The organism is Streptomyces sp. NPDC090083, from assembly GCF_044747445.1.
Taxonomy (GTDB): Bacteria; Actinomycetota; Actinomycetes; order Streptomycetales; family Streptomycetaceae; genus Streptomyces.
The window spans coordinates 23,354-44,008 of the sequence record NZ_JBIVED010000022.1; the positions used below are offsets into that span (position 1 = coordinate 23,354).

The following is a 20,655-nucleotide window of genomic DNA, read 5'->3' on the forward strand; positions in this document are numbered from 1 at the left end:
CCAAGCAGCACGCGTATAGGGATGCCCGGTTCTTCGATGAGTTTCCCGGTGACAAGCAACTGGAGGTCATCGAGATTTGCGAGACGTGGACATGGAGGCCTGGTCCCGTTTCCTGATCGGGCCCGGGGCTGCCGTAGGACTGCCCGCACTTCCGGCGCCGCCGGCCGGTGAGGCCGGGGACGGAGGACTGGGCGGCACCCTGCTGCTCCAAGGCAGCATCGGGCATCTTGAGCTTGCTGTTCTCGATCTCCAGAACGTGCACGATCCGGGCCAGGAGCCGTGCCTGTTCGCGGAGCTCGTCGCATTCGCCGCGAACCACGCAGAACGCGATCGACTGGCCCGAGAAGTACCTGTCCGGCACCGGCGACCACTTCGTCTCCAACGAGGTCGTCGTCCAGAGCCTCACCGCCACCCGGGTGTGGCACTACCTGACGATCGGCGAGCCAGCCGCCGCCCTGGCGAACGAGCGCCCCAACCTGATGCTCAACGGCCTCCAGGCCTGGCTCGACGGACTGATCCGTGCCGCCGGCGCTCGCACCGACGCCTGACCGAACCTCTACGCACGGCACGTACAGGGACGTTGGGGTCATGACCGACAACTCGCCGTGAGCATCCTGGACGCCGGAATCTTGGGCGCGTCGATGGATCGCAATCCTGCGCACGCTGGGCACACCGTCCGCGCCTGGAACCGCAGCCGCGCCAAGGCGGAACAGCTGACCGCTGAGGGGGCGTACATCGCCGGCACTCCTGCCGAAGCCGTTGAGGGCGCCGACGTCGTCCTGACCATGCTCCACGATGGCCCCGCCGCCCTGGACGTCAGGCGGCAGGCCGCTCTCGCCCTGCGTTCCAGCACCGCTTGGGTGCAGTCCACGACAGCGGGTGCAGAGGCGATCGCCGACCTGGCCACCTTCGCCGCCGAATGCGGCCCGATGTCCAACGACGTTCCGGTGCTGGGCACCCGCCGACCCGCGGAGGCGGGGCAACTGCTCGTCCTGGCCGCCGGGCCCGCCGAGAAGAGGCAGCGGGTGACGCCCGTCCTCGACGCGGTCGGCGCTCGCACGGTGTGGACCGGTGAGGACGGCGCGGAAGGTACCGCCATCCGACTGAAGCTGGTGGCCAACAGCTGGGTCATCGCCACTGCCAGCGCGAGGGGCGAGGCGCTCGCCCTCGCCAAGGCGCTCGGTGTGAAAACCGGCGGACCCAGAACCTGACGAAGCACTACTGCCTGCTGCTTCGCCAAGTCGTCGGTGACGGTGACCCATTCACGCTCCTCGGTCTCGGATGAACGTAAACCGGACATCACCCGACTACGCCGAAGCCCTGGTCTGGGCCGACGGCAGATTTCGCCGTCGGCCCAGACCAGGGCTGGCTTCTTTTCGCCCATGCGTTACGACTGAGGGACGCTGTTCAGCAACTCGGCCGCTGCCGAGTACAGGCCGGGAGCGGCGATCAGGACGTCGGGGCTCTGGGGTGTCCAGGGGGCACCGGAGATTTCGGTGGCGATCGCGCCGGCTTCGGTGGCTAGCAGCATGCCGGCGGCGGTGCCGGGCAGGTCGGGGTCGTACTGGAAGAACAGGTCGTGTTGGCCTGAGGCCACGGTCAGGATGGGGAACGTGGTGGGGATGGTGTTGCGGACGAAGAGGGTGTTGTCCAGCATCGCCGTGATGGTCCGGCCGAAGCGGGCGTGGACGGCGGCGCTGTTACCGGCCTGACTGGTGGTCACCATGGCCATGCCCAGGTCGGTTTTGGCTGATACACGCAAAGCCTCGCCGTTGAGGTGGGCCCCGCCTCCCTTCACGGCCGTGTAGGTCAGGTCCCCGATCGGCTGCCGCACCACCGTGAGCTGTGGCACGCCGTCACGGATCAGGGTGATGGTCACGGCCCATTCCGGCAGTCCGTAGACGTAGTTGATGCCTCCCTCCGCGCCGTCCATGACCCACCATTCACCCGGCGGTACGTCGTTTCCGCTTTCGTCCTCGTCGAACCAGCCGGCGTCCGGCAGCAGTCCGTCCAGCTCATCGCGGATGGCTGCTCGCGAGCCGCCCTCGATGTGCGCCGCGACGGTACCGAGGGCCTTCCTGTCCAGCGGCCTCGCGTTCGGATCGAAGTCGGCCATCAGGAACTCGGAGGCGCGGTTCGCGGCCTTGACCACGGCGGGCAAGAAATCGGTGTATTCACTCATGGCGGTCTCCCTTTGCCTGGAGGTGGTACTTCAGGAATTCACGACACAAGTGAACGGCTTCGCCGGCCGTCAATCAAATGCTTGTCGTTCACTAGACGATTTACCGTGGTGCACTTACGCTGCTGGCGGCAGCCCATGCCCGGCGACTGCACCGGGGTAAATCGTCGAGTGCACAGGGTGCATTTGAAATACCCCTGTGCCTGGCCTAGCTTGATGCCGAAAGCCCGGTGCATCCGGGGAGCGAGCAGAGATAAAGAATGGGGGAATTCGGAGTGGCGAATTCACTATCGACGATCGCGCGCACTGGTTTCTCTGCGGACACGCGTCTTCTCAAATTGGCCACGGACACGGTGCGCAAGACCGGTACCGCGCTCTCGTCCCGGTACTCGACTGAGGCACGACCGGGTGATCGAGGCCGGTGTTCACCTCGTCAGGAAAGCAGGCGGTGAGGTCACCGACGTTCAGGGCGACCCATGGCGGCCAGGCAGCCGCGACATCCCCGCCAGCGCGCTCAGTCGTCCGCACGCCGGAGGCCCGAAAGTCCTGTCCACCCTCCGCTGGCGCTCCCTCGTTCACGACATCCCGGCTGGGCGAACAGTCACAGCCGGACATCACCAACCGCAGAGGATCATCATGAAGTTGACCATATTGGGTGCGACCGGTGCCACCGGCCGGGAACTCACCCAGCAGGCGCTGGACCGCGGTCATGACGTCACGGCGATCGCGCGCCAGCCCGAGCGCATCGACGCGTCCGGCTCCGGGAGCCTGACCCGAGTCCAGGCCGACGTCCTCGACCCCGAGTCGATCGATCAGGCGCTCAAGGGGGCCGGGCTCATCCTGTCCGGCCTCGGAATCGCGGCCAAAGAAGCTCCGGGCGTGCTGACAGCCGGTGCACGGGCCGCCGTGGAGTCCGGAGCCGACAACGTGATCTGGCTGGCGGCTTTCGGCACCGGCGATTCCGCGCCGTACGCCGGGGCGTTGACCCGCAAGTTGCTGGGCACGTTCATGAAGAAGGAAATGACGGACCGGGTCACCGCGGACACGACCGTGCTGCGCTCCGGCGGCACCGTGTTCCACGCCGGGCCCATGTCCGAGGGACCGCTGAGTCCGACCATGCGCACCGTGCCGCTCGATCAGGCGCCGCGGCGCGTCTTCCCCGCGCGGATCAGCCGGGCGACCATCGCCGCGGCCATGCTCGACGAGGCGGAAAACCCCCGATACCCGGGGCGCATCGCCATCCCTCTGGAACGCTGACGCGCGATCCGCGGTATTGCCCCGCACCAGCAAGTGCGCCGCCGGTACACCGACGGGTACACCGGCCGGTTGTGCCCAACGGTTGCGCCACCGGCGGCGGCCTGTCGAATCGCGAACCGGAATTCATTCGGCCGGATCGGTCGGGCCTGCCGGTTTGGTCAGACCTGCCGGGCCGGTCAGCGCGTCTCGCAGCGCGACGGTGCACTTCTCCCGGAGCCAGCCGTGTGCCGGGTCGTCGTCGTAGCGGCTGTGCCAGGACAACACCACGGACGGGGAGGGCATTTCGACGTCGATCGTCTGGGCGCGGAGCCCGAGGTCGGCCAGGGTTCGGTCGCTCATCCGGGACGCGACGACCACGACGGTGTCGCTGTGTGCCACGGTGTGCAGGGCGATGGAGATGGTCGGTACGACCGAGACCACCCGGCGCTCCAGCCCATGTTCGGCGAGTCGGTCGTCGAGACCGTCCCGGAGGCGTCCGCGGCGCGAGACGATGATGTGGTCAGCGGCGGCGAACCGTTCGATGTCGAATTCGCCGTCGAGTGCGTGGCCGGCCCGGAAGACCGCGACGAGGTGGTCGTGGCCGACGACTTCGTGACTGACTCCGGGGGCGGCCGGTTTCGCCGCGCCGACATCGAGGTCTACATGGCCCCGGACCAGGTCGGTGGTGTCCGTCGCCGGTTCGGCGAGGAAGCGCAGGCTCACTCCCGGGGCGTCGGTCAGGGAGTCGAGCAGCCGCCAGGACAGTTCGCCCAGCAGCGCGTCGTGGCCCTGGATCGTGAAGGTGCGGCGCAGGTTCGGCAGATCCAACGTGCGGGCCGGTGACAGCAGTTCCTCAGCCCGTCGCACCGTGGCTCTGACCTCGTCGCGGATGGCCAGGGCTCGCGGAGTGGGTGACATCGTGCGTCCGGTGCGCACCAGGATCTCGTCGCCCGTGGCCTTCCTGATCCGGGTGAGCGCCCGACTCATGGCGGGTGGCGACAGATGCAGCCGGTCAGCGGCGGCCTGCACGCTGTTTTCTTCCAGCAACGCGTCCAGCGCGGTCAGCAGGTTCAGGTCCACTGCGTCACACCACCGCCCCGAGGAGAGATGCCGTGTTGGTGGTTCCGCGCGGATCGTGGGTGTTCTTGACGGCCAGCACGGCGGACACCCTATCGGTGCCTACAGCTCACCAGGCACCCGGTCACATGGCAGCTACCGGCCGGGCATCGTGTGCCCGGGGCGTTGAGGTGCGCGTGACGCCCGTGGCGGTTCCGCCGTACTGGAAGGGCCCCGCCTTCACGAGCGGGCTGGACGTGGCCGCTCTGCTGGAGGCAGCAGGCCGATCGTGGCAGGTCGCTTGGTCAACTGCCCTGGCCTGAGGGGCGCTTGCCGGTAGCTGCCGTAGGGATTAGAGGTCGTTTTCGTCCGTTGTTTCGTCCCGGAATCCGGTGTTTGGTCTGAGGTCTCGGGTCGCGCCAGGAGATGGCGGTCTCGCCGGTGAGGCGGCGGGTCATGAGGTCGGTCATCGCGATATGGATCATGGCTTCGGATCGGGCGGGCAGTGTTTCGTAGTCGCGGGCCAGGCGGCGGTGGAGCATGAGCCAGCCGTAGGTCCGCTCGACCGTCCACCGCTTGGGGATCGGGGTGAATCCCGTGGTCCCGGGCTTGCGTTGAGTAATTTTCATGTCGATGCCGAGGGTGGCGGCGTGCTCGACGAGGTGCTGGCGGTAGCCGCCGCCGACCCATACTTTGCGGATGCGGGGATGTTCGGCGGCGACCCGGTCCAGGAGTTGGGTGCCGACGATGGAGTCCTGCACGCTTGCCGCGGTCACCAGCACAGCCAGGAGGAGGCCCACGGTGTCGGTGACGATGCTCCGCTTCCGCCCGACAATCTTCTTCCCGGCATCGACATCCTGGCTGGAGGCGAGCACGCTGGTGGAGGTTTTCACGCTCTGTGCGTCGATCACGCAGGCCGAGGGGTGGGCCTCTCGTCCTATTCCTTCTGTCGCAAGAGTTGCCTGAGCAGGCCTTTGAGCTGGGCGAACACGTCTTCCTGCTGCCAGCGGGCGAAGTAGCCGTAGACCCTCTTCCAGTGCGGGAAGTCATGCGGGAGGTAGCGCCACTGCACGCCGGTCCGGTCCACATACAAGATCGCGTCCATGATGTCGCGCAGGTCGTGCTCGGGCGGTCGGCCGAAGTCCAGGGCTCTGCCGCGGCGCTCGAAGCGCCACGCTGAGAGCACCGGCTCGGCCAACTCCCAGCGGGCACCGGACAGATCACTCGGATACGGGCGTCGCTTGGTCATGCTTCCGCCGAACACCCGGGCTCGTTGCGGACCGGACGCGGCCCGTGAAGCGGTCGCCTCACTGTGAAGGCGCAGACGTGCTGTTCTACGGGTGGAATTCCCTGGCCGCGGCGTTCGAGGTGTGGCTTACCGCGAACCAGCCGATCTTGGTGTTCCCGTCGATGTCGTAGACGGGAACGGATCGAAACTGCCCGGCCAGTCTTTCCTGTACATGCAGGGCCTCTCGAGGCGAACTCGGGTTTGGTTCGGACTCCAGGTCCACGCGCTTCACGTATCCGACCTTGCCGTTTGTGGCGTAGGCCTCGATCAGGTCCGGCTCGTTCTTGAGGCTGGTGGCGTCCATGCCAGATCCATACGTCTCTCCCTTCCCGTTCGCGGGCCAGGCCGACTCGGCAGGAGACCGGTGAGACGCGGCTGTGCTCTGGAATTCCTTCGGGCCGACAGCAGCCTGAGTGGCGCTCAGGTGCGGCGACTCGTACGTGAAGTATGCGTTGTAACCGTTTCCGTTGTACGCCTTGCTGACCCCATAGCTGTAGTACGCCCCTCTGCCGCAGGAACTCCCCGTTGTCACCACGTCCATGCCATTGGCGGAGCCCGTGTTGTACACGTATCCGGTCTGGGTGCATAGGGTCTGGTTCCGATACAGCCGCGCCAGTGCGCCCAAGTATCCCGACGGGACATTGCCCGTGCTCTGGTTGTAGATACCTGTTACTGCGTAGATGCGCGGCGAGGTGCTCACGGTCGCGCGGTTCTTGTAGGAGTAGCCATGCACGGGTCCGTAGTACGCCCACGGACTGTTGGCAGTAGCCGCGGACGCCTGCGGCGTAAAGCTGCCAACCAGTCCGCAGGCGAGCAGCCCGACAAGCCCGGCTTTTATGCGTATTCGCCTTACTGGCATCACTCGTGCCTCCTTGAATCGCAGTAGGAGCGCTGTCCACGACGTGAATAGGAGGTCACGCAGCGTCTGTTGTGTGACTCATCGCGCGTGTGATGCCCATCACTCGTTAGCTGGTTTTGATCCGCGGTTGAGAGAGCCATGCAACTACTGACCTTGAATGGGTGATGTCGTCATGGTGACTGGCGTCGGAGACCGGTGCCGGTGAGGCAGCCGTCGAGGACGTCAGGACGGTACTGGAGCTGGCGTAAGCCGCGCCGGACGGCAGTGATCAGGTCATCAGGTTGGCGAAGGCGCGGTTGGGCGTGGTGGTGCGTCGCAGGACGGACCAGATGCTCTCGACCGGGTCGAGGTCGGGTGCGTAGGGCGACAGTTGGAAGGCGGTGAGCCAGTCGCGTTCGGTGATGTAGCGGCGCATGCTGGCGGTGAGCTGAGTGTTGAGGTTGTCCCAGACCAGCACGATCGGACCGCCCAGCTACTGGTGGGCGGTCTGGATCAGGTCGCGGTAGTCCTTCCAGGAGAAGCTTTTGCGCCCGTCGGGCCGGGCGTCCGGGCAGGGCCGGTAGATAAGCCGCGAGGGTTTACCAGTCCTGTAGCAGGCCAGGGCAGCCACCGAGAAGCGACGGCGGGAACGGCTCCGGACGCGGACCACAGGGGTGTGGCCGCGGCAGGACCAGGTGCGGGCGGTCGGCGGCGTCATCGAGAATCCGGCTTCGTCCTCGAAGACGAGCCAGGAGTCGAACGCCGCCACGGTCCTTCCACCTGGGGCCAGGTCTCCTTCATCCAGCCGGCCACGGCCGCCTCGTCTCGCTCGACAGCACGGCGGGCGGGGACCTGGCAGCTCCAGCCATGCCGTTTGAGCAGCGCGGCGACGCCCTGGACGGTGTAGCTCTTGTGGAAGCGGCGCCCGATCAGGGTTTTGATCCGCGACAGCGTCCAGGTCTGGTCCGGCCAGCCATGCGCGACCGGTCCCTTGAGCAACTCGCGCTCCAGGACGGCGAAGAGTACATCGCTGAGCAACGGCAGGGACGCCGGCCCCTTCGAGACCAGGGCTCCCGGCCCGTCCTGCGACCAGGCCCTGCGCCACCGCCGCACCGACCGGACGCTGACCCGCAGGTCGTGAGCGATGACCGCGTTCTCGTCGCCCTGCTGGAAGCGCTCAGCCGCCTCCAGCCGCAACCTCTCACGGAAGGCCCGCCGTTCGTCGGTCAGCCCGCCCCCTTGCGCATACCTCATGCACTCGGCGTACCGCAGGGATTATGACCCGTCAGCCTGCCGACACCGCGCTTTGAAGGTCAGTGGCGGTCCGCTACGAGGCGACCGTTCTTGTCGCGGCCAGCAACGAGTGGCTGTGATCAGCACATTCGATCCACTCCCTAGTTGGGTGGTGACTCGTCGGCGAGCTGGTTGCTGCGGTTGATCTCCGGCATGTGTGTCTCGGCCCAGACCCGCAGGGCGGAGAGCGGTCTTTCGAGGGACAGGCCGAGCTCGGTGAGCCGGTAGTGGACGGCGGGCGGCACGGTGGGTTCCACTCGGCGCGCGACCAGGCCGTCGCGGAGCAGGCTCTGCAGGGTGACGGACAGCATCTTCTGTGAGATGCCAGGGACACGTCGCCGCAGTTCCGCGAAACGGAGCTCGTCCGGAGCCTCCTCGGCCAGCACCTTGACCGCCATCGACGTCCACTTGGTGCCGATACGGTCGAGCAACTGGCGGGTCGGGCAGCGCGGATCCAGCAGATCACCCCGCTCACCGGGCCGCCGGCCGGGTTCGCCGGGCCTCGATGTGGTCACTCGGGGCTCACCACCTGAAGGGAAAGTGCCGTCTTGGACGGCCCAGGATAGTTCCATAGCGTGAGCTGGTCACTGTTCCTCACCACATACCTGGAGCCTCTCCATGCCCGAGCTGCGGCGCGTCCCCGTCAACGGTGTCGAACTGAACGTCGCTCTCGCCGGATCGGGCCCGGCCGTACTGCTGCTACACGGTTTCCCGCACACCTGGGAGCTGTGGACAGACGTCATGGCTGACCTGTCCGGCCGGTACCGCGTCATCGCGCCGGACCTGCGCGGGTTCGGCGCGAGCAGCCGGGCAGCCTCCGGATACGACGCGGGAACCCTGACCGAGGACGCCGCGGCGCTTCTCACCACACTCGGCGTGGCCTCGGCCGCAGTGGTGGGCATCGATGCGGGTACCGCGCCGGCCTTCCTCCTCGCCCTGCGTCGCCCCGGTCTCGTCCGGCGCCTGGTCGTCATGGAGTCCCTGCTGGGCAGGCTGCCCGGCGCCGAGGACTTCCTCGCCGACGGGCCGCCGTGGTGGTTCGGCTTCCATTCCGCCGCACCCGGCCTCGCCGAGACCGTGTTGGAGGGCCACGAGGCCGCCTACGTCGACTGGTTTCTGCACGCCGGCACGCTCGGCGACGGCGTGCGCCCCGCAATCCGGGACGCCTTCGTCCGCGCATACACCGGCCGCCAGGCGTTGAGCCGCGCGTTCTCGTACTACCGGGCGCTGCCCGAGAGCGCGGTACAGATCGAGCAGGCGGTCGCCGCTTCCCGCCTGACAGTGCCGACGATGGCGTTGGGCGCCCGGCCTGTCGGCGCTGCGCTGGAACGCCAGCTCCGCCCGGTCACCGACAATCTCACCGGACACATCATCGAAGACTGCGGCCACATCATCCCGCTGCACCGCCCGCACGCCCTGCTCACGCTGCTGCATCCATTCCTGGCCGGTGAGGACGCGAAAGCAGCGTGACCGGGGGCCGGGGCTGACTTTCGACACACGCTCTAACGACCTCGTGCACGGTTGGCCGTAGCTCGGCGCTCAGGTAGCTCGTTGAGTTGTGCATGGTGAGGGCTGGGGCTCGTGAGTTGATCGTGGCGGAATACCGGATCACCAGGCTGTCTCCGGTGGAGATCGCTGAACTCATCACCGAGATAGGGCCGTTGTGGCACGAACGGCATCAGGCACGTCTGACGGAACGGCTGCGGCAGCGGGCGGTGGGAGCCGGGGCGAAGCACCGATTCGTCTTAGTCGACCGGTTGCTGGCCACGCTGGTGAGTCTGCGTCACGGCAGCACGCGTGTGCCGGACCACCTTCGGCGAAGAAGGCCGCCACCTCACCAGAGTCGCCTGGGCCGTCCGTCACCTCGCCACCAACTCACGCGCTGTTTCCCGCAGATGCCGGAGGGCCCCCTGCCCTTCCTCACTGGTGAACCACCGTGTGTGGTCCGTGAAGTAGGCGCGTGCGAGAGCCGTGTTGGTGACGGAGCGGGTGATTTCGTGGAAGTAGTGCATCTCCGACAGCGCGAACTCGGCGTTGACCAGCGGGAGCAGAGCGGGCAGGGCTTCGGCCTCCGCCCCGGTGAAGGGTCGGACGGACACGTAACCCTCCAGCAGTGCTGTCATGTGCGCCTGGTGCACATGTACCTGCCCATGGGGCAGGTCGAGCCAGCCGAAGGTGTTGCGTTCCAGGGCGACCGCGAGGTCGTGCATGGCTGTGGTGCGGTCGCTCAGGTTGAAGTCCAGCACCGTCGACACTGTTGACGTCTCACTGGTGTCGTCCCACAGCAGGTTGGAGGCGTGCCAGTCGTTGTGGGTCCAAAGGGGTTCCAATTCGCCGAGGTGCGGGGTGAGTTCGGCGTGGAGGGGCAGGTGCCAGCGTTCCAGGTCAGGCTGAAGGGGAGCAGCTTGGAGAGCTTCGGCCAGGGCTGGGCGATGGGCTGTGTAGCCGGCCAAGGCGGCCGAGGCGTCAGGTGAGCTGAAGATGCTGAACGACGCGACCAGGGGCTGTGCTCGGCGCGCCGGGACGTCGTAACCCCGGGCGGCGAGGTGGAGCCGGGCCAGGGCCGCTCCGGCCTGCCGGGCGTGCGCTGCGGAGGCGAAAGGGGTCCAGGACAGGGCGTCTTGGTACAGGTCGTTGCCCACGCCGAGTGTGTGCACCTCGTAGGTCCACTCTCCGCGCGCCGCGGTCGCGAGCACGTCGACCACCGGGGCACCCCTGGAGCGGAGATGGCGCAGGAAGCCGTGTTCCTCTCCGAGGCCGTCCAGCGTACGTACGGTGACGTGGTGCCGTTTGAGGAAGATGCGCCGCCCGTCGTGCTCGACGACGGCCGCGGCGGAGAGCGGGCGGGGGCTGTGCCAGTGCAGACGCGCGGGGCCGTTGAGGACGTCGGAGGCCTCTGCGGCGGTGATCGGAGCCCAGTCGGGTTCGACCCGTTCGTAGCCAAGGCCATGGGTCTCCGGAGGGGGAGCGGCGGTGGCGAGGCCGGGGATATTGGTCACGACTGGGCTCCTGCGGGGGCGGCGAGTGCGGCCAGGACCTGTTCCTCGACCGCGGCGGCGGTGACCGGGTCCAGGGTGCGGATGGCGCCGTCCGTGTGTGCCGGACGCGGCACCTGGATGCGGGCGGTCACCGAGGCGGGGCGCGGAGACAGGACATGGATGGTGTCGGCGAGCAGTACGGCCTCGCGGCTGTCGTGGGTGACCAGGACCACCGTCCAGCGGTACTCCTGCCACATGCGGGCGAGCCAGCGCTGGAGGTCGGAGCGGGTGAGGGAGTCCAGGGCGCCGAAGGGCTCGTCGAGCAGAAGAAGGGGGCGGTCGAGGACGACCGTGCGGAGCAGCGCGGCGCGTTGGCGCATGCCGCCGCTGAGCTGGGAGGGAAAGCTCTTCTCGAAACCGTCCAGGCCGAACGCCTCGAACAGCGCCGCGGCACGGCGACGTGCCTGCGCCTTGGGGACTCCTTCGGCCTCAAGCCCCAGAGCGGTGTTGGCGAGGACCGTGCGCCAGGGGAAGAGCAGGTCCTTCTGCGGCATGTACGCGACCCGGCCGGACCGGGTGCGCGGGGGTTCGCCGTCGACGAGTATCTCGCCGGAGGTGGGTCGGTCGAGCCCGGAGACGAGGTTCAGGAGGGTGCTCTTGCCGCTGCCGCTTGGGCCGATCACAGCCGCGAACTCGCCTGCGCGGACGGACAGTTCGAGACCACTCAGGACGTCGAGCCCGCCGAAGCTCTTGTCGACCCGGTGCAGGCTGAGCCGGGGGACGGGCGCGTCGTCGCTGGGTTGGGTGCGGGGGTCCGTCATGAGTCGTGGTCCTTTCGCCGGGCGGCTCGCTCCCAGGGCAGCACCAGGCGCTGGACGAGGTAGGTGGTCGCGAACAGGGTGATGCTCAGGGCGGCGGTCACCGCGATCGAGGCGAAGACGAGATCGGTGCGGAAGGCGCTCTTCTGGGCCTGCATGTAGATGCCGAGCCCGTTTTCGGCCCCCGCGTACTCGGCGAACACCGCGCCGATGACGGCGTAGGTGACGCTGACGCGCAGCCCGGCGAAGAAGTACGGCATCGCACTCGGGACCCGCACCATGGTGAACGCCCGCAGTCGGCCCGCGCCCAGGGAACGCAGCAGCCGCATCGCCTCGGGGTCTGCCGAGGCGAACCCCGCGGCGAGGTTGGCGGTGAGCGGGAAGAACGTGCAGAGGGTGACCACCAGCATCTTGGGGAACAGACCGAAGCCGAACCAGATGATGAGCAGGGGGGCCACGGCCACGACGGGGATCGTCTGGGAGGCGACCAGAAGCGGGTACAGCCCACGGCGGGCCCAGGTGGAGAAGTCGAGCAGCGTGGCGACCAGCCAGGCCGCCACGAACGACATGCCGAATCCGGCCGCCGTCTCTTGGAGTGTGGGCAGCGTCGCCGTCCACAGGTCCTGGCGGTTCTCCCAGCCCTGCACAAGGACGCGCCATGGGCTGGGCAGGACGGTCGGGTCGACGGCCGCCGCGGTGGTGTAGATCTGCCACACGGCCAGCAGTACCGTGACTACGACGATCGGGGGCAGGACCGCGGCCGGCGAACTCCTCGCTCTGCGCCCGGTCGCTGTGCGCGCGGACGTGGACGAGCCCCGCGTCGAAGGTCGCTCAAGGGGGCTGACGGCCTCCTCCGTAGAAGCCCGCTTCGCCATGTCGGGTTCTGGCATGTCGGCGAGCGGTCGCGTGGTCGGGGTGCCGGTCACGACGACTCCGGCAGGTAGTCGTTGGTGAACCACGACGAGGTGTCGGGAGCGGAAGTGAGCTTCTTGCCGTTCGCGTCGCTCAGCAGCTTGGACTTGTACTCGAAGTCGGCGAAGGCCTGCCAGCGTTCGGCGCTCTGGGTCCCGAGTGAGCCGTCGGTCGTGCGGTAGTAGGAGTCGGCGAGCATTTGCTCGCTTTCATGCACCAGTTTGGTGTTGGTGAGAACGCTCTTGTTCGCCTTGATGAGGAGATCGGCGGCCTTGGACGGGTTCTTCACGGCGTAGGCGTAACCGCGTTCGACGATGGCGAGGAACTTCTTCGCGGTCGGTCCGTTCGCCTTGAGGTACTGGTCGGAGGAGGCGATGAGGGTGGAGTAGATCTGCGGGAAGCCGTAGTCGGTGAGCTGGAAGTCCTTGAGCGGCTTGCCAGTGAGCTTCGCTTCCAGACCTTCCCAGGTGGGCATCGGCATGGCGAAGTCCGCCTTGCCCGCGTAAAGAGCCGTGTAGGCCGCGGTGTTGAGGGCTACGGAGGTGAACTTGCCCTTTCCGCCAGCGTTCTTGATGACGGACTGCAGCAGAGGCTTCTCGTAGGCGGCTCCGAAACCGGCGTACGTCTTGCCGTCGAGGTCTTTCGGGGAGGTGATGTCGTCGCGGTCGGCAGACACGGCGATGGTGACGTTCGTCTTCTGCGTCACGGCGTAGACCGACGTGATGTCCTGACCGGCCGAACGGGCGGCGGTGATGCCCTCCTGGTAGGAGATACCGAAGTCCGCCTTGTGGTTGGCGATCAGCGTCTCCGGTGAAGTGCTGCCGTAGGGCAGGATTTTGAGATCGATCCCCGCGTTCTTGAACCAGCCGAGCTGCTGGGCCACGTAGATGCCGGTGTGGTTGGTGTTCGGCGTCCAGTCGAGCGCGATGCTGACCTCTGCGAGGGCTTTCGTGTCGGCCTGGGAGGCGGTCGTGCCGGAGCTGCACGCGCTGACGGTTAGCAGGGCGCCGGCGGCGGTGAGGGCGAAGGCGAAGCGGGCCGTGCGGTGCGGTGTGCGCCGGGTGGGCTCGATGGGGTTCATGGAGGTGGGCTCGTTTCCGGGAGTCTGGGAGGTGCGGAGCAAGGGAGTGGTCCTCAGCCGCCGAAGCGAGCGGTGAGGGTCTGGCCAACCGGCTGCTGGCCGGCGGCGGGCAGAAATTCGGTGGTGTAGGAGCCGCGCCAGCCGTCGGCGGAGGGCAGGACACCGTGGGTGGCCAGCCAGTCGGCGTAGGGGCCCGTGCAGTCCTCGGCGATGACGCCCCAGCGGCCGTCGGCATCGATCCACGTGGGGGCGATGAGGTCGAGGGAGCGCGCGATGAGCGGACGCGGGAAGTACGGGATGACGCGTTCGAGGAGCGCTAGGGTGGCGGGCCGGTCCGAGGCCGCTTCGGCGAAGCCCCGGGCGGTGGCGGCGAGGAACCTTCGTACGGCCCCCGGGGCGGCGGCGACCGTCGCCTCATGCGCCCCGAGCAGGTAGCTGTGATAGCGAGGGGCGCCTATCTCGTCCACGGGCCAGGTCACACGGCGTTCCTCGGGAAGAGTTCCGCGCAGGGCGTCCCAGGACCAATACACACCGAAGGTGGCGTCCGCCTCGCCCGACTCCAGCTCGTCGACGGTCAGTTCGCGGTGCCCGGCGTCCATGGTGATGACGGCATCCGGGTCTCCGCCGTCCGCGGCGACCAGATGGCGCACCAGGGCGCGGCCCCGAGGGGTCGGGTTGTAGGCCAGGCGGCGCCCGGTGAGGTCGCGGGGGCGTTCGATGCCACGCCCCGTGACGGTCTGTATGGCCTCCAGCGCCCGGTGGTTGACGGCGGCCAGACCGAGCAGGGGCTGCCCCTGCGCCCGGCGCACCAGCAGACGGTTGGGCGGGAAGAGGCCGAAGTCGGCCTGGCGGGTGGCCAGATACTCCAGCGTGTCGCCGCGCCCGGGATCCTGCACGGACAGCTCGACCTCCAGCCCGGCCTCGCGGTACCAGCCGCGTTCCCGGGCGACGAAGAGGCCCGCCGAGTTGGGCCACGGATGGAAGTAGTCGAGCATGACGCGGATGTGGGACACGATGGCTCCTGTTCAGAGGGGCGAATGCCGGTGGTCAGCTGTATCGGTGGCGGACGCCGGGATGGTCCGCGGGCAGCCGCGTGTGGCCGGCGCCGTGGATGTGCTCGCGCAGGGTGGTGCCCTCGTACTCGGTCCACACGCGACCCCGGCGCTGCAGTTCTGGAACGACCAGGTCGACGAAGTCGCGCAGAGTGACGGGAGGCACGGGGTCGGCGATGTTGAAGCCGTCCAGATCGGCTTCCTCCATCCAGTGCTCCAGTGCGTCGGCGACGGTGCCCGGGGAGCCGACGAAGACCGGCCCGCCGCCGCCCACGCCCACGAACTCCGCGATCTCCCGGGGAGTCCAGGTGCGTTCGGGGTCCAGCCGTGTGAACACCTCCAGCAGACCCCGGATGCCTTCGGTGTCCGCGTACTCCAGAGGCACGTCGGGGGACAGGGAGGAGAGGTCGATGCCGAGCAGGGCGCTGTACCGGGCCAGGCTGCCCTCCAGAGAGGTGTAGGAGCGGTACTCCTCGTACTTGCTGTGCGCCTCGGTATCCGTGTTCGCGACGATCACCGTGGCGATGGCGAAGAAGCGCAGCCCACGGGGGTCACGCCCGGCCTCCGCCGCTTCGGCGCGGACCGCGTCGACGAGCGTGCGCGCGAGAGCGGGGCTGTAGGCGGACAGGAAGACACCTTCCGCGTGGCGTCCCGCGAAGCGCCGTCCGATTGGAGAGGTCCCGGCCTGGTAGAGGGCGGGGGTCCGTTGGACGGACGGTTCCGACAACGCGATGTCGGGGACGGTGAAGTAGGTGCCCTCGTGCCGCACGGGGTGCACCTTGGCGGGATCGGCGAAGACGCCCGAGGCCGCGTCCCGTACGACGGCGCCGTCCTCCCAACTGCCCTCCCACAATTGGTAGACGACATCCATGAACTCCTCGGCCACGGCGTAGCGCTCGTCGTGCGGGATCTGCTGCCGCAGACCGAGGTTGCGCGCCGCGCTGTCCAGCGCGGACGTGACGATGTTCCAGCCGATCCGCCCCTCAGTGAGGTGATCCAGGGTCGTCATCTTCCGGGCGAACGCGTACGGCATCTCGTAGGTCGAGGAGACGGTGATCGCGAAGCCGAGGTGGGTGGTCGCGGCGGCGAGCGCGCTGACGAGGAGAAGCGGGTCACCGGCGGGGGTGTTGATGCCGTCCCGCAGGGCAGCGTCCACGGAACTCCGGTACACGTCGAGCGGACCGAGAGCGTCGGCGATGAACAGGGCGTCGAACCGGCCACGTTCGAGTAGGCGGGCCGTCTCGATCCAGTGGGCGAGCTCGCGGTAGCGGTGCGCCTGGCTGTCGGGGTGTCGCCACAGGCCCATCGCGGTGTGGCCGACGGTCGACTGACGGAGGCCGTTGAGACGTATGCGGCGCGGGGCGACGGTCGCGCCCGGGGCGCGGACTTCGGGAGACATGCGGGTGCTCCGGATCAGGACAGGGTGCCGTGGGGAGGGCGGTGGCGGTGCGCGAGGTGTTGCCGTCGAACCCTGTCGACCTACCGCTCAGCTGGATGCGCTGTGCGCGGTTCGGCGGGGCTGCGGGAGACCGGGGTGTTCGAGAAGAAGGCGGCGGCGCGGGGCCGGGAATCCTTCGGGGTGGCGGGAGGTGCCACTCAGCCGGCGGTACAGCAGGAACTCGAACATCGCCCGAGATCGACGTGGCGGCGCACGGTGAGACAGAGGGCGCACCCGCGGACGGTACAGCGGGGGAGCGGTAGACGGACGACGGCGATCGGGTTCATCCGGGGCTCCTCTCCCGCTGCGCTGTCGGTGGTGATGGTTGGAGGGGCAGGCCCTCGGAGGGGCTCGACGCCCGTTGGGTCCTGGGACGGGGCCCGGATTCCGGTTGGTGAGTCCTGGGCCCTGGGACCGCCGTACGTGAACGCGGATCCGCGTCGCACGGAGGCGGCGAAATGACTTATGGCCTGGATTATCACCAGATCATGCGATGTGGTGGCGGTGAGCGTAACACTCTTCGGATTTCGGCCGGTTTGGCGTCCAACCTGCAGGTGGGGTGAGGTGCGCTCCTCTCACGGTGATCCGCCTCCGTCCTGCCGGATCAGTACGTTGATCCGCTGCTCCAGGCTGCGGCGTAGATGCGCGCGGGCTGCCGCGCCGGCACGGTCCGGGTCGTGGTCGTGCAGAGCGCTGAGGATTGCGTCGTGTTCGTCGTGCAGCGGCTCGATCCCGCCGAAGGGTGACGGCGGACCGCTGTCGTAGATCCGCAGGCGTGCGGTGAGCCTCACCAGCAGTTCGGTGATGGTCGCGTTGTGGCCCGCCTGCCAGAGCAGTTCGTGAAAGCGGAAACTCGCGGCGCGGGCGGTGCTCTCCCCGCCGTCCTGGGAGGCCGCTTCGACGACGACTTCGTGCTGGCGGCGAAGGCGCGCCAGGTCCAGTTCCGTGGCTCGCAGGGCGGCCGAGGCGGTGGCCTCCGCCTCCAGCGCGATCCGGGCCTCGTAGATCTCCACGACGTCCTCGGCGGTACCGGAGCGGACGCGGAAGCCGCGCTGCGCCCTTTCCAGCAGCCCATCGTGCTCCAAGAGGGCCAGCGCCTCGCGCATCGGCGTCCGGGAGACTCCGTACTCCCCGCTCAGCGCGGTCTCCATGAGAGGCGAGTCCGGCGGGAAGCGGCCGTCCATCACGTCACGGCGCAGCCGCCAGTACAAGTCCGACCCGACATCGGTCGTTGACCCCTGAGGTGCCGGATCGGGAACGGGCGGAATGGGCTTGGTCATGACGTCCCTCGGCCGCACGCTCTGCGGCGACGGCAGGATGGAGCGGATACGGGCAAGCCCACAGTACAGGATGCGTATACCTGCGTATACGCTGAGCGGGGAGGGGGCGTTAGCCGGGTCGCAGTCCCGTGCGGCCGCCCCGGAAGATCGCTCCCGGCCGCACCCGAGCCGGACACCACGAAAGGCGCGCCCGTGCCCCCACACACCTCCGGTATTCACCCTGGTGAGATCCTCATCAGCCCGGACGGACTTGCCGGCCTGCTGGGCGCGAAGAGCCCTGCGCCTCTGCCCGGCCCTGCGCATCCGCTCGCCCCCGCGCCGGTCGTCCTGCTGGACGCCACCGTCGTCCTGGCGCCGCCCGAGCACGACGGTGACTACCGCTCAAGCTCCGGCGAGGAGAGCTGGAACCGGGAACACATCCCGGGGTCCCAGCACGTGGACCTGCTGACCCGCTTCACCGACCTCGCCGCGCCGTACCACTTCGCTCACCCCGCGAGGGACGTCGTCCGCCGGGAACTTGCCGCCCTGGGCGTGACCGAGGACACCACCGTCGCGCTGTACGACCAGGGCGCCACCCAGTGGGCGGCCCGACTGTGGTGGGTTCTGCGCGACGCGGGGGTCCCGGCCAGGGTGCTGGACGGGGGCTTGCCCGCGTGGACCGAGGCGGGACACCCGGTCGCCGCCGGGAGGAGGGAGAGCGCCGAAACCGTGCCGGGCCAGCCGCGCTCGGGCGCTCAGAGCCGGCCCCGGCCCCAGCCTCAGGCGGAGACGCAGGGGAATCCGTTCCCCCGCGCTGCTGCGGCCGACGCCTTCCGGCAGTCCCTGTGGGCGGACAAGGGTGAGGTCCTGGCCATCAGCGAGGGGCGCGCTCCAGGCATCCTGGTGTGTGCGCTGGGGCCTGCGCACTTCGATGGCAGCACCCCTACCCGCTACACCCGGCGGGGCCGTATCCCCGCCAGCGTCAACCTGCCCGCCCACGATGCGACCGCCTCCGACGGGCGCGTACTGACCGGCGACGCGCTGCTGGCGTATGCCGGACGTCTGCGGCGAGCTGATCACGACGGTCCGGTCGTCATCTACTGCGGCGGAGGGATCTCCGCCTCCCTCACGGCACTTGCCCTCACCCTGGCAGGGGTTCACCAAGTCGCCCTCTACGACGGCTCGTTGGAGGAATGGACGGCCGATGAGGAGCTCCCGGTCGTCACCGGCAGCTGAAGCTGGCATGAACCGGTCTGGCCGGGTCGGGAGAACGGTCCGGGTCGGGATAACGGTGCCGGGCTCGGCAGGAGGTGGCAGGAGCGGACCTGGGGCTGGTCGAGGCAACCGCTCGTGGCTCTTGCCGTGCGGGGGAGCGGCCTCCCCGCGGAACGCCCGATCGCCATCACATGTTTGAGCCCGCCCTGGCCCGTACCCCTCTACGTCTCGCTGCGCCTGCCTCCGCCGCATGACGCTGGTTCCTCCTTGCCGCGGTATCGGTGCAGGGCGCGCGTCGCCCTCGCGGGTCCGGCGGCTCAGTCGCTGACGGCGCGGTGGCCGTTCGCGTGCAAGCCCATGACGGCGAGGCGGAAGGCGCGCTCGGCTTGCCTGGCTGGGGCGGTGTAGTTCTCCGTGGCCAGTGCAATTCCGACGACCAGCGTGAGGAGGTCCTCGATACTGACGCCGGCCTGGACGGCATTGTCGGCGATGGCTCTGCGCAGCAGGCGGTCGCCGGCGTCCTTGAGGTCAGTGGCGCAGGAGTGCTCCAGGTCTTCGTCCTGTAGCGGCTGGTAGGAGATGGTGTCCGCCAGCCCGCGCGCCGCGAGCGAGTAGGCGAGCAGCTCATGCAGCCACCGCACCAGCGCGGAGTAGGTGTCCTTTTCGCCGCACAGGGTCTCGGCGTGCTCGCACAGCACGTGGATCCGCTCCCGGAAGACAGCTTCGAGCAGGGCTTTGCGGGTGGGGAAGTGACGTCGGACCGTGGCTGATCCGACGCCCGCCGTGCGGGCGATCCGCTCCAGGGACGCCTGCGCTCCTCGGGCCGCCACCTCTGCCTCGGCCACTGTGAGGATGTGCGCGTAATTGCGGCGGGCGTCCGAGCGCTGGCCGGTCATGTTCTCTCCAACGTTGATAAGTGGCGGGCCCCGCCATATTCTAACGACCGTGAAACGGCGGGCCCCGCCGTTTCACGCTGCCGTCTCCAATCGAGGGAATCACTATGACCACAGCCGAACTGCCGGTTCTCGTCACCGGTAGCACTGGCCGTCAAGGCGGTGCCACCGCCCGTGCCCTGCTCGCCCGGAAGACACCGGTACGCGCCCTGGTGCGGGACCCGCATACGCCTCGCGCCCGAGCCATCGAGGAACTCGGCGCGGACCTGGTCGTCGGAGACCTCACGGCCCCGGCCACCCTCAAGGCCGCCGTCGACGGGGTCCGGGCGGTGTACTCGGTGCAGATGCCCGCGTACACCGGGCAGGGATTCGACTTTGCCGGAGAGGTCGCCCAGGCCGAGAACCTCATGACGGCGGCGCGGGCCGCAGGGGTGGAACAGTTCGTCCAGTCCTCCACCAGCGGCGTCGGGCAGCACACCGAGGCGCCGGGTTGGCGCGAAGGGCGCTGGGAGGTGATGCGGGTCCCACTCGGCACGAAGGCGGCGATCCAGGACCGGCTGCGTGAAGTCGACTTTCCCTACTGGACGTTGCTCAAGCCGTCCTTCTTCATGGAGAACTTCGAGCCGTCGATGCGGTTCTACTTCCCGCGCGGTGTCGAAGGAGGTCTGGTCACCGTCGTCAAACCCGGCACGCATCTGGCGCTTGTCGCGGCCCGGGACGTCGGCCGCGCAGCCGCGGCTGCCCTGTCCGCGCCCGCCGAGTGGCATCGCGTGGAGCTGGAACTCGCCAGTGACCGTCTCACCATGACCCGGATCGCGGACGTCCTCTCCCGCGCCCTGGGAGTCCCGCTGGCGGCCCCGGACATGACCGAGGAGCAGGCCCGCGCAGCAGGAATGGGAGACATGGGTGCCACGCATGCCTTCATGGATGCCGTCGGCCAGCCTGCCAGGCCGCAGTTCGCTCAGGCGCGGGGGATCGAGCTGACCAGCTTCGAGGAGTGGGCGCACGAGCACCTGAGGCCTGTCGCCTGAGACCGACCGTCCCCCGTTGCCTTCTTCAGGTTCCTGGCCATCTTCGGGTTTCTGGCCTTCTTCAGGTCCTGGCCATCTTCGGGTTCCT

18 protein-coding genes and 3 pseudogenes are annotated in these 20,655 nt (G+C 68.5%); 6 read left to right on the forward strand and 15 right to left on the reverse strand.

What is annotated here, in order from left to right:
* The first annotated feature begins 227 nt into the window (after positions 1 to 227).
* Both ACIPTO_RS42145 and ACIPTO_RS42150 read left to right on the forward strand, forming a co-directional pair.
* The gene (locus ACIPTO_RS42145) at positions 228 to 548 is read left to right on the forward strand and encodes a hypothetical protein (RefSeq protein WP_401200998.1); all 321 of its coding nucleotides are present in this window, start codon (positions 228 to 230) and stop codon (positions 546 to 548) included.
* Positions 549 to 641: 93 nt separating this feature from the next.
* Positions 642 to 1,187: pseudogene (locus ACIPTO_RS42150) on the forward strand (NAD(P)-dependent oxidoreductase); the annotation flags it as partial.
* Between the two features lie 200 nt (positions 1,188 to 1,387).
* Here ACIPTO_RS42150 and ACIPTO_RS42155 read toward each other — a convergent pair.
* Complete coding sequence (locus tag ACIPTO_RS42155) at positions 1,388 to 2,182, reverse strand: inositol monophosphatase family protein (protein ID WP_401201001.1); 795 nt, start codon at positions 2,180 to 2,182, stop codon at positions 1,388 to 1,390.
* Positions 2,183 to 2,587: 405 nt separating this feature from the next.
* Here ACIPTO_RS42155 and ACIPTO_RS42160 point away from each other — a divergent pair, with 405 nt between their 5' ends.
* The gene (locus ACIPTO_RS42160) at positions 2,588 to 3,436 is read left to right on the forward strand and encodes an NAD(P)H-binding protein (RefSeq protein WP_401201003.1); all 849 of its coding nucleotides are present in this window, start codon (positions 2,588 to 2,590) and stop codon (positions 3,434 to 3,436) included.
* A gap of 123 nt (positions 3,437 to 3,559) precedes the next feature.
* Here the strand turns inward: ACIPTO_RS42160 and ACIPTO_RS42165 are convergent, their stop codons facing one another.
* The 6 genes and pseudogenes from ACIPTO_RS42165 to ACIPTO_RS42190 form a co-directional block, all read right to left on the reverse strand.
* Complete coding sequence (locus tag ACIPTO_RS42165) at positions 3,560 to 4,495, reverse strand: LysR family transcriptional regulator (protein WP_401201005.1); 936 nt, start codon at positions 4,493 to 4,495, stop codon at positions 3,560 to 3,562.
* Positions 4,496 to 4,887: 392 nt separating this feature from the next.
* Positions 4,888 to 5,720, reverse strand: a pseudogene (locus ACIPTO_RS42170) (IS5 family transposase); the annotation flags it as partial.
* 85 nt (positions 5,721 to 5,805) lie between these two features.
* Positions 5,806 to 6,618, reverse strand: coding sequence for an ATP-dependent Lon protease (locus ACIPTO_RS42175; protein WP_401201008.1), 813 nt, complete (start codon positions 6,616 to 6,618; stop codon positions 5,806 to 5,808).
* A 170-nt stretch (positions 6,619 to 6,788) separates the two neighbouring features.
* A pseudogene (locus ACIPTO_RS42180) lies at positions 6,789 to 7,315 on the reverse strand (transposase).
* Positions 7,312 to 7,851, reverse strand: coding sequence for a winged helix-turn-helix domain-containing protein (locus ACIPTO_RS42185; protein WP_401201010.1), 540 nt, complete (start codon positions 7,849 to 7,851; stop codon positions 7,312 to 7,314). Before ACIPTO_RS42185 ends, ACIPTO_RS42180 begins: the two are co-directional and overlap by 4 nt.
* Before the next feature lie 140 nt (positions 7,852 to 7,991).
* Complete coding sequence (locus ACIPTO_RS42190; protein ID WP_401201013.1) at positions 7,992 to 8,405, reverse strand: winged helix-turn-helix transcriptional regulator; 414 nt, start codon at positions 8,403 to 8,405, stop codon at positions 7,992 to 7,994.
* A 103-nt stretch (positions 8,406 to 8,508) separates the two neighbouring features.
* On the opposite strand from ACIPTO_RS42190, the gene ACIPTO_RS42195 reads away from it, so the two are divergent.
* Positions 8,509 to 9,360, forward strand: coding sequence for an alpha/beta fold hydrolase (locus ACIPTO_RS42195; protein WP_401201015.1), 852 nt, complete (start codon positions 8,509 to 8,511; stop codon positions 9,358 to 9,360).
* Positions 9,361 to 9,749: 389 nt separating this feature from the next.
* Here the strand turns inward: ACIPTO_RS42195 and ACIPTO_RS42200 are convergent, their stop codons facing one another.
* The 7 genes from ACIPTO_RS42200 to ACIPTO_RS42230 all read right to left on the reverse strand — a co-directional run bounded on the left by ACIPTO_RS42200 (position 9,750) and on the right by ACIPTO_RS42230 (position 17,449).
* Complete coding sequence (locus ACIPTO_RS42200; RefSeq protein WP_401201018.1) at positions 9,750 to 10,889, reverse strand: phosphotransferase enzyme family protein; 1,140 nt, start codon at positions 10,887 to 10,889, stop codon at positions 9,750 to 9,752.
* Positions 10,886 to 11,689 (reverse strand): ABC transporter ATP-binding protein, encoded by an 804-nt coding sequence (locus ACIPTO_RS42205; RefSeq protein ID WP_401201020.1) that lies wholly within the window; start codon positions 11,687 to 11,689, stop codon positions 10,886 to 10,888. Before ACIPTO_RS42205 ends, ACIPTO_RS42200 begins: the two co-directional genes overlap by 4 nt.
* Positions 11,686 to 12,612 (reverse strand): ABC transporter permease, encoded by a 927-nt coding sequence (locus ACIPTO_RS42210; RefSeq protein WP_401201022.1) that lies wholly within the window; start codon positions 12,610 to 12,612, stop codon positions 11,686 to 11,688. The genes ACIPTO_RS42205 and ACIPTO_RS42210 overlap by 4 nt, the downstream gene beginning before the upstream one ends.
* Positions 12,609 to 13,679 (reverse strand): ABC transporter substrate-binding protein, encoded by a 1,071-nt coding sequence (locus tag ACIPTO_RS42215; protein ID WP_401201024.1) that lies wholly within the window; start codon positions 13,677 to 13,679, stop codon positions 12,609 to 12,611. Before ACIPTO_RS42215 ends, ACIPTO_RS42210 begins: the two co-directional genes overlap by 4 nt.
* Positions 13,680 to 13,732: 53 nt before the next feature.
* A complete protein-coding gene (locus ACIPTO_RS42220) occupies positions 13,733 to 14,692 on the reverse strand; it encodes an ABC transporter substrate-binding protein (RefSeq protein WP_401201027.1) in 960 nt (319 codons plus the stop codon).
* A 34-nt stretch (positions 14,693 to 14,726) separates the two neighbouring features.
* The gene (locus tag ACIPTO_RS42225; protein ID WP_401201030.1) at positions 14,727 to 16,130 is read right to left on the reverse strand and encodes an LLM class flavin-dependent oxidoreductase; all 1,404 of its coding nucleotides are present in this window, start codon (positions 16,128 to 16,130) and stop codon (positions 14,727 to 14,729) included.
* A 614-nt stretch (positions 16,131 to 16,744) separates the two neighbouring features.
* Positions 16,745 to 17,449: a GntR family transcriptional regulator gene (locus ACIPTO_RS42230; RefSeq protein ID WP_401201032.1), complete on the reverse strand. Its 705-nt coding sequence runs from the start codon at positions 17,447 to 17,449 to the stop codon at positions 16,745 to 16,747.
* A 192-nt stretch (positions 17,450 to 17,641) separates the two neighbouring features.
* Here ACIPTO_RS42230 and ACIPTO_RS42235 point away from each other — a divergent pair, with 192 nt between their 5' ends.
* Positions 17,642 to 18,664 carry a sulfurtransferase gene (locus ACIPTO_RS42235; protein WP_401201035.1) on the forward strand — a complete coding sequence of 341 codons (1,023 nt, stop codon included), beginning with the start codon at positions 17,642 to 17,644 and terminating at the stop codon, positions 18,662 to 18,664.
* 296 nt (positions 18,665 to 18,960) lie between these two features.
* On the opposite strand, the gene ACIPTO_RS42240 is transcribed toward ACIPTO_RS42235, so the two are convergent.
* A complete protein-coding gene (locus ACIPTO_RS42240; RefSeq protein ID WP_401201037.1) occupies positions 18,961 to 19,539 on the reverse strand; it encodes a TetR/AcrR family transcriptional regulator in 579 nt (192 codons plus the stop codon).
* A 104-nt stretch (positions 19,540 to 19,643) separates the two neighbouring features.
* Between ACIPTO_RS42240 and ACIPTO_RS42245 the strand changes: the two genes are divergently transcribed.
* Entirely contained in the window at positions 19,644 to 20,567 is a 924-nt protein-coding gene (locus ACIPTO_RS42245; protein WP_401201039.1) for an NmrA family NAD(P)-binding protein, read from the forward strand.
* The last annotated feature ends 88 nt before the right edge of the window (positions 20,568 to 20,655 follow it).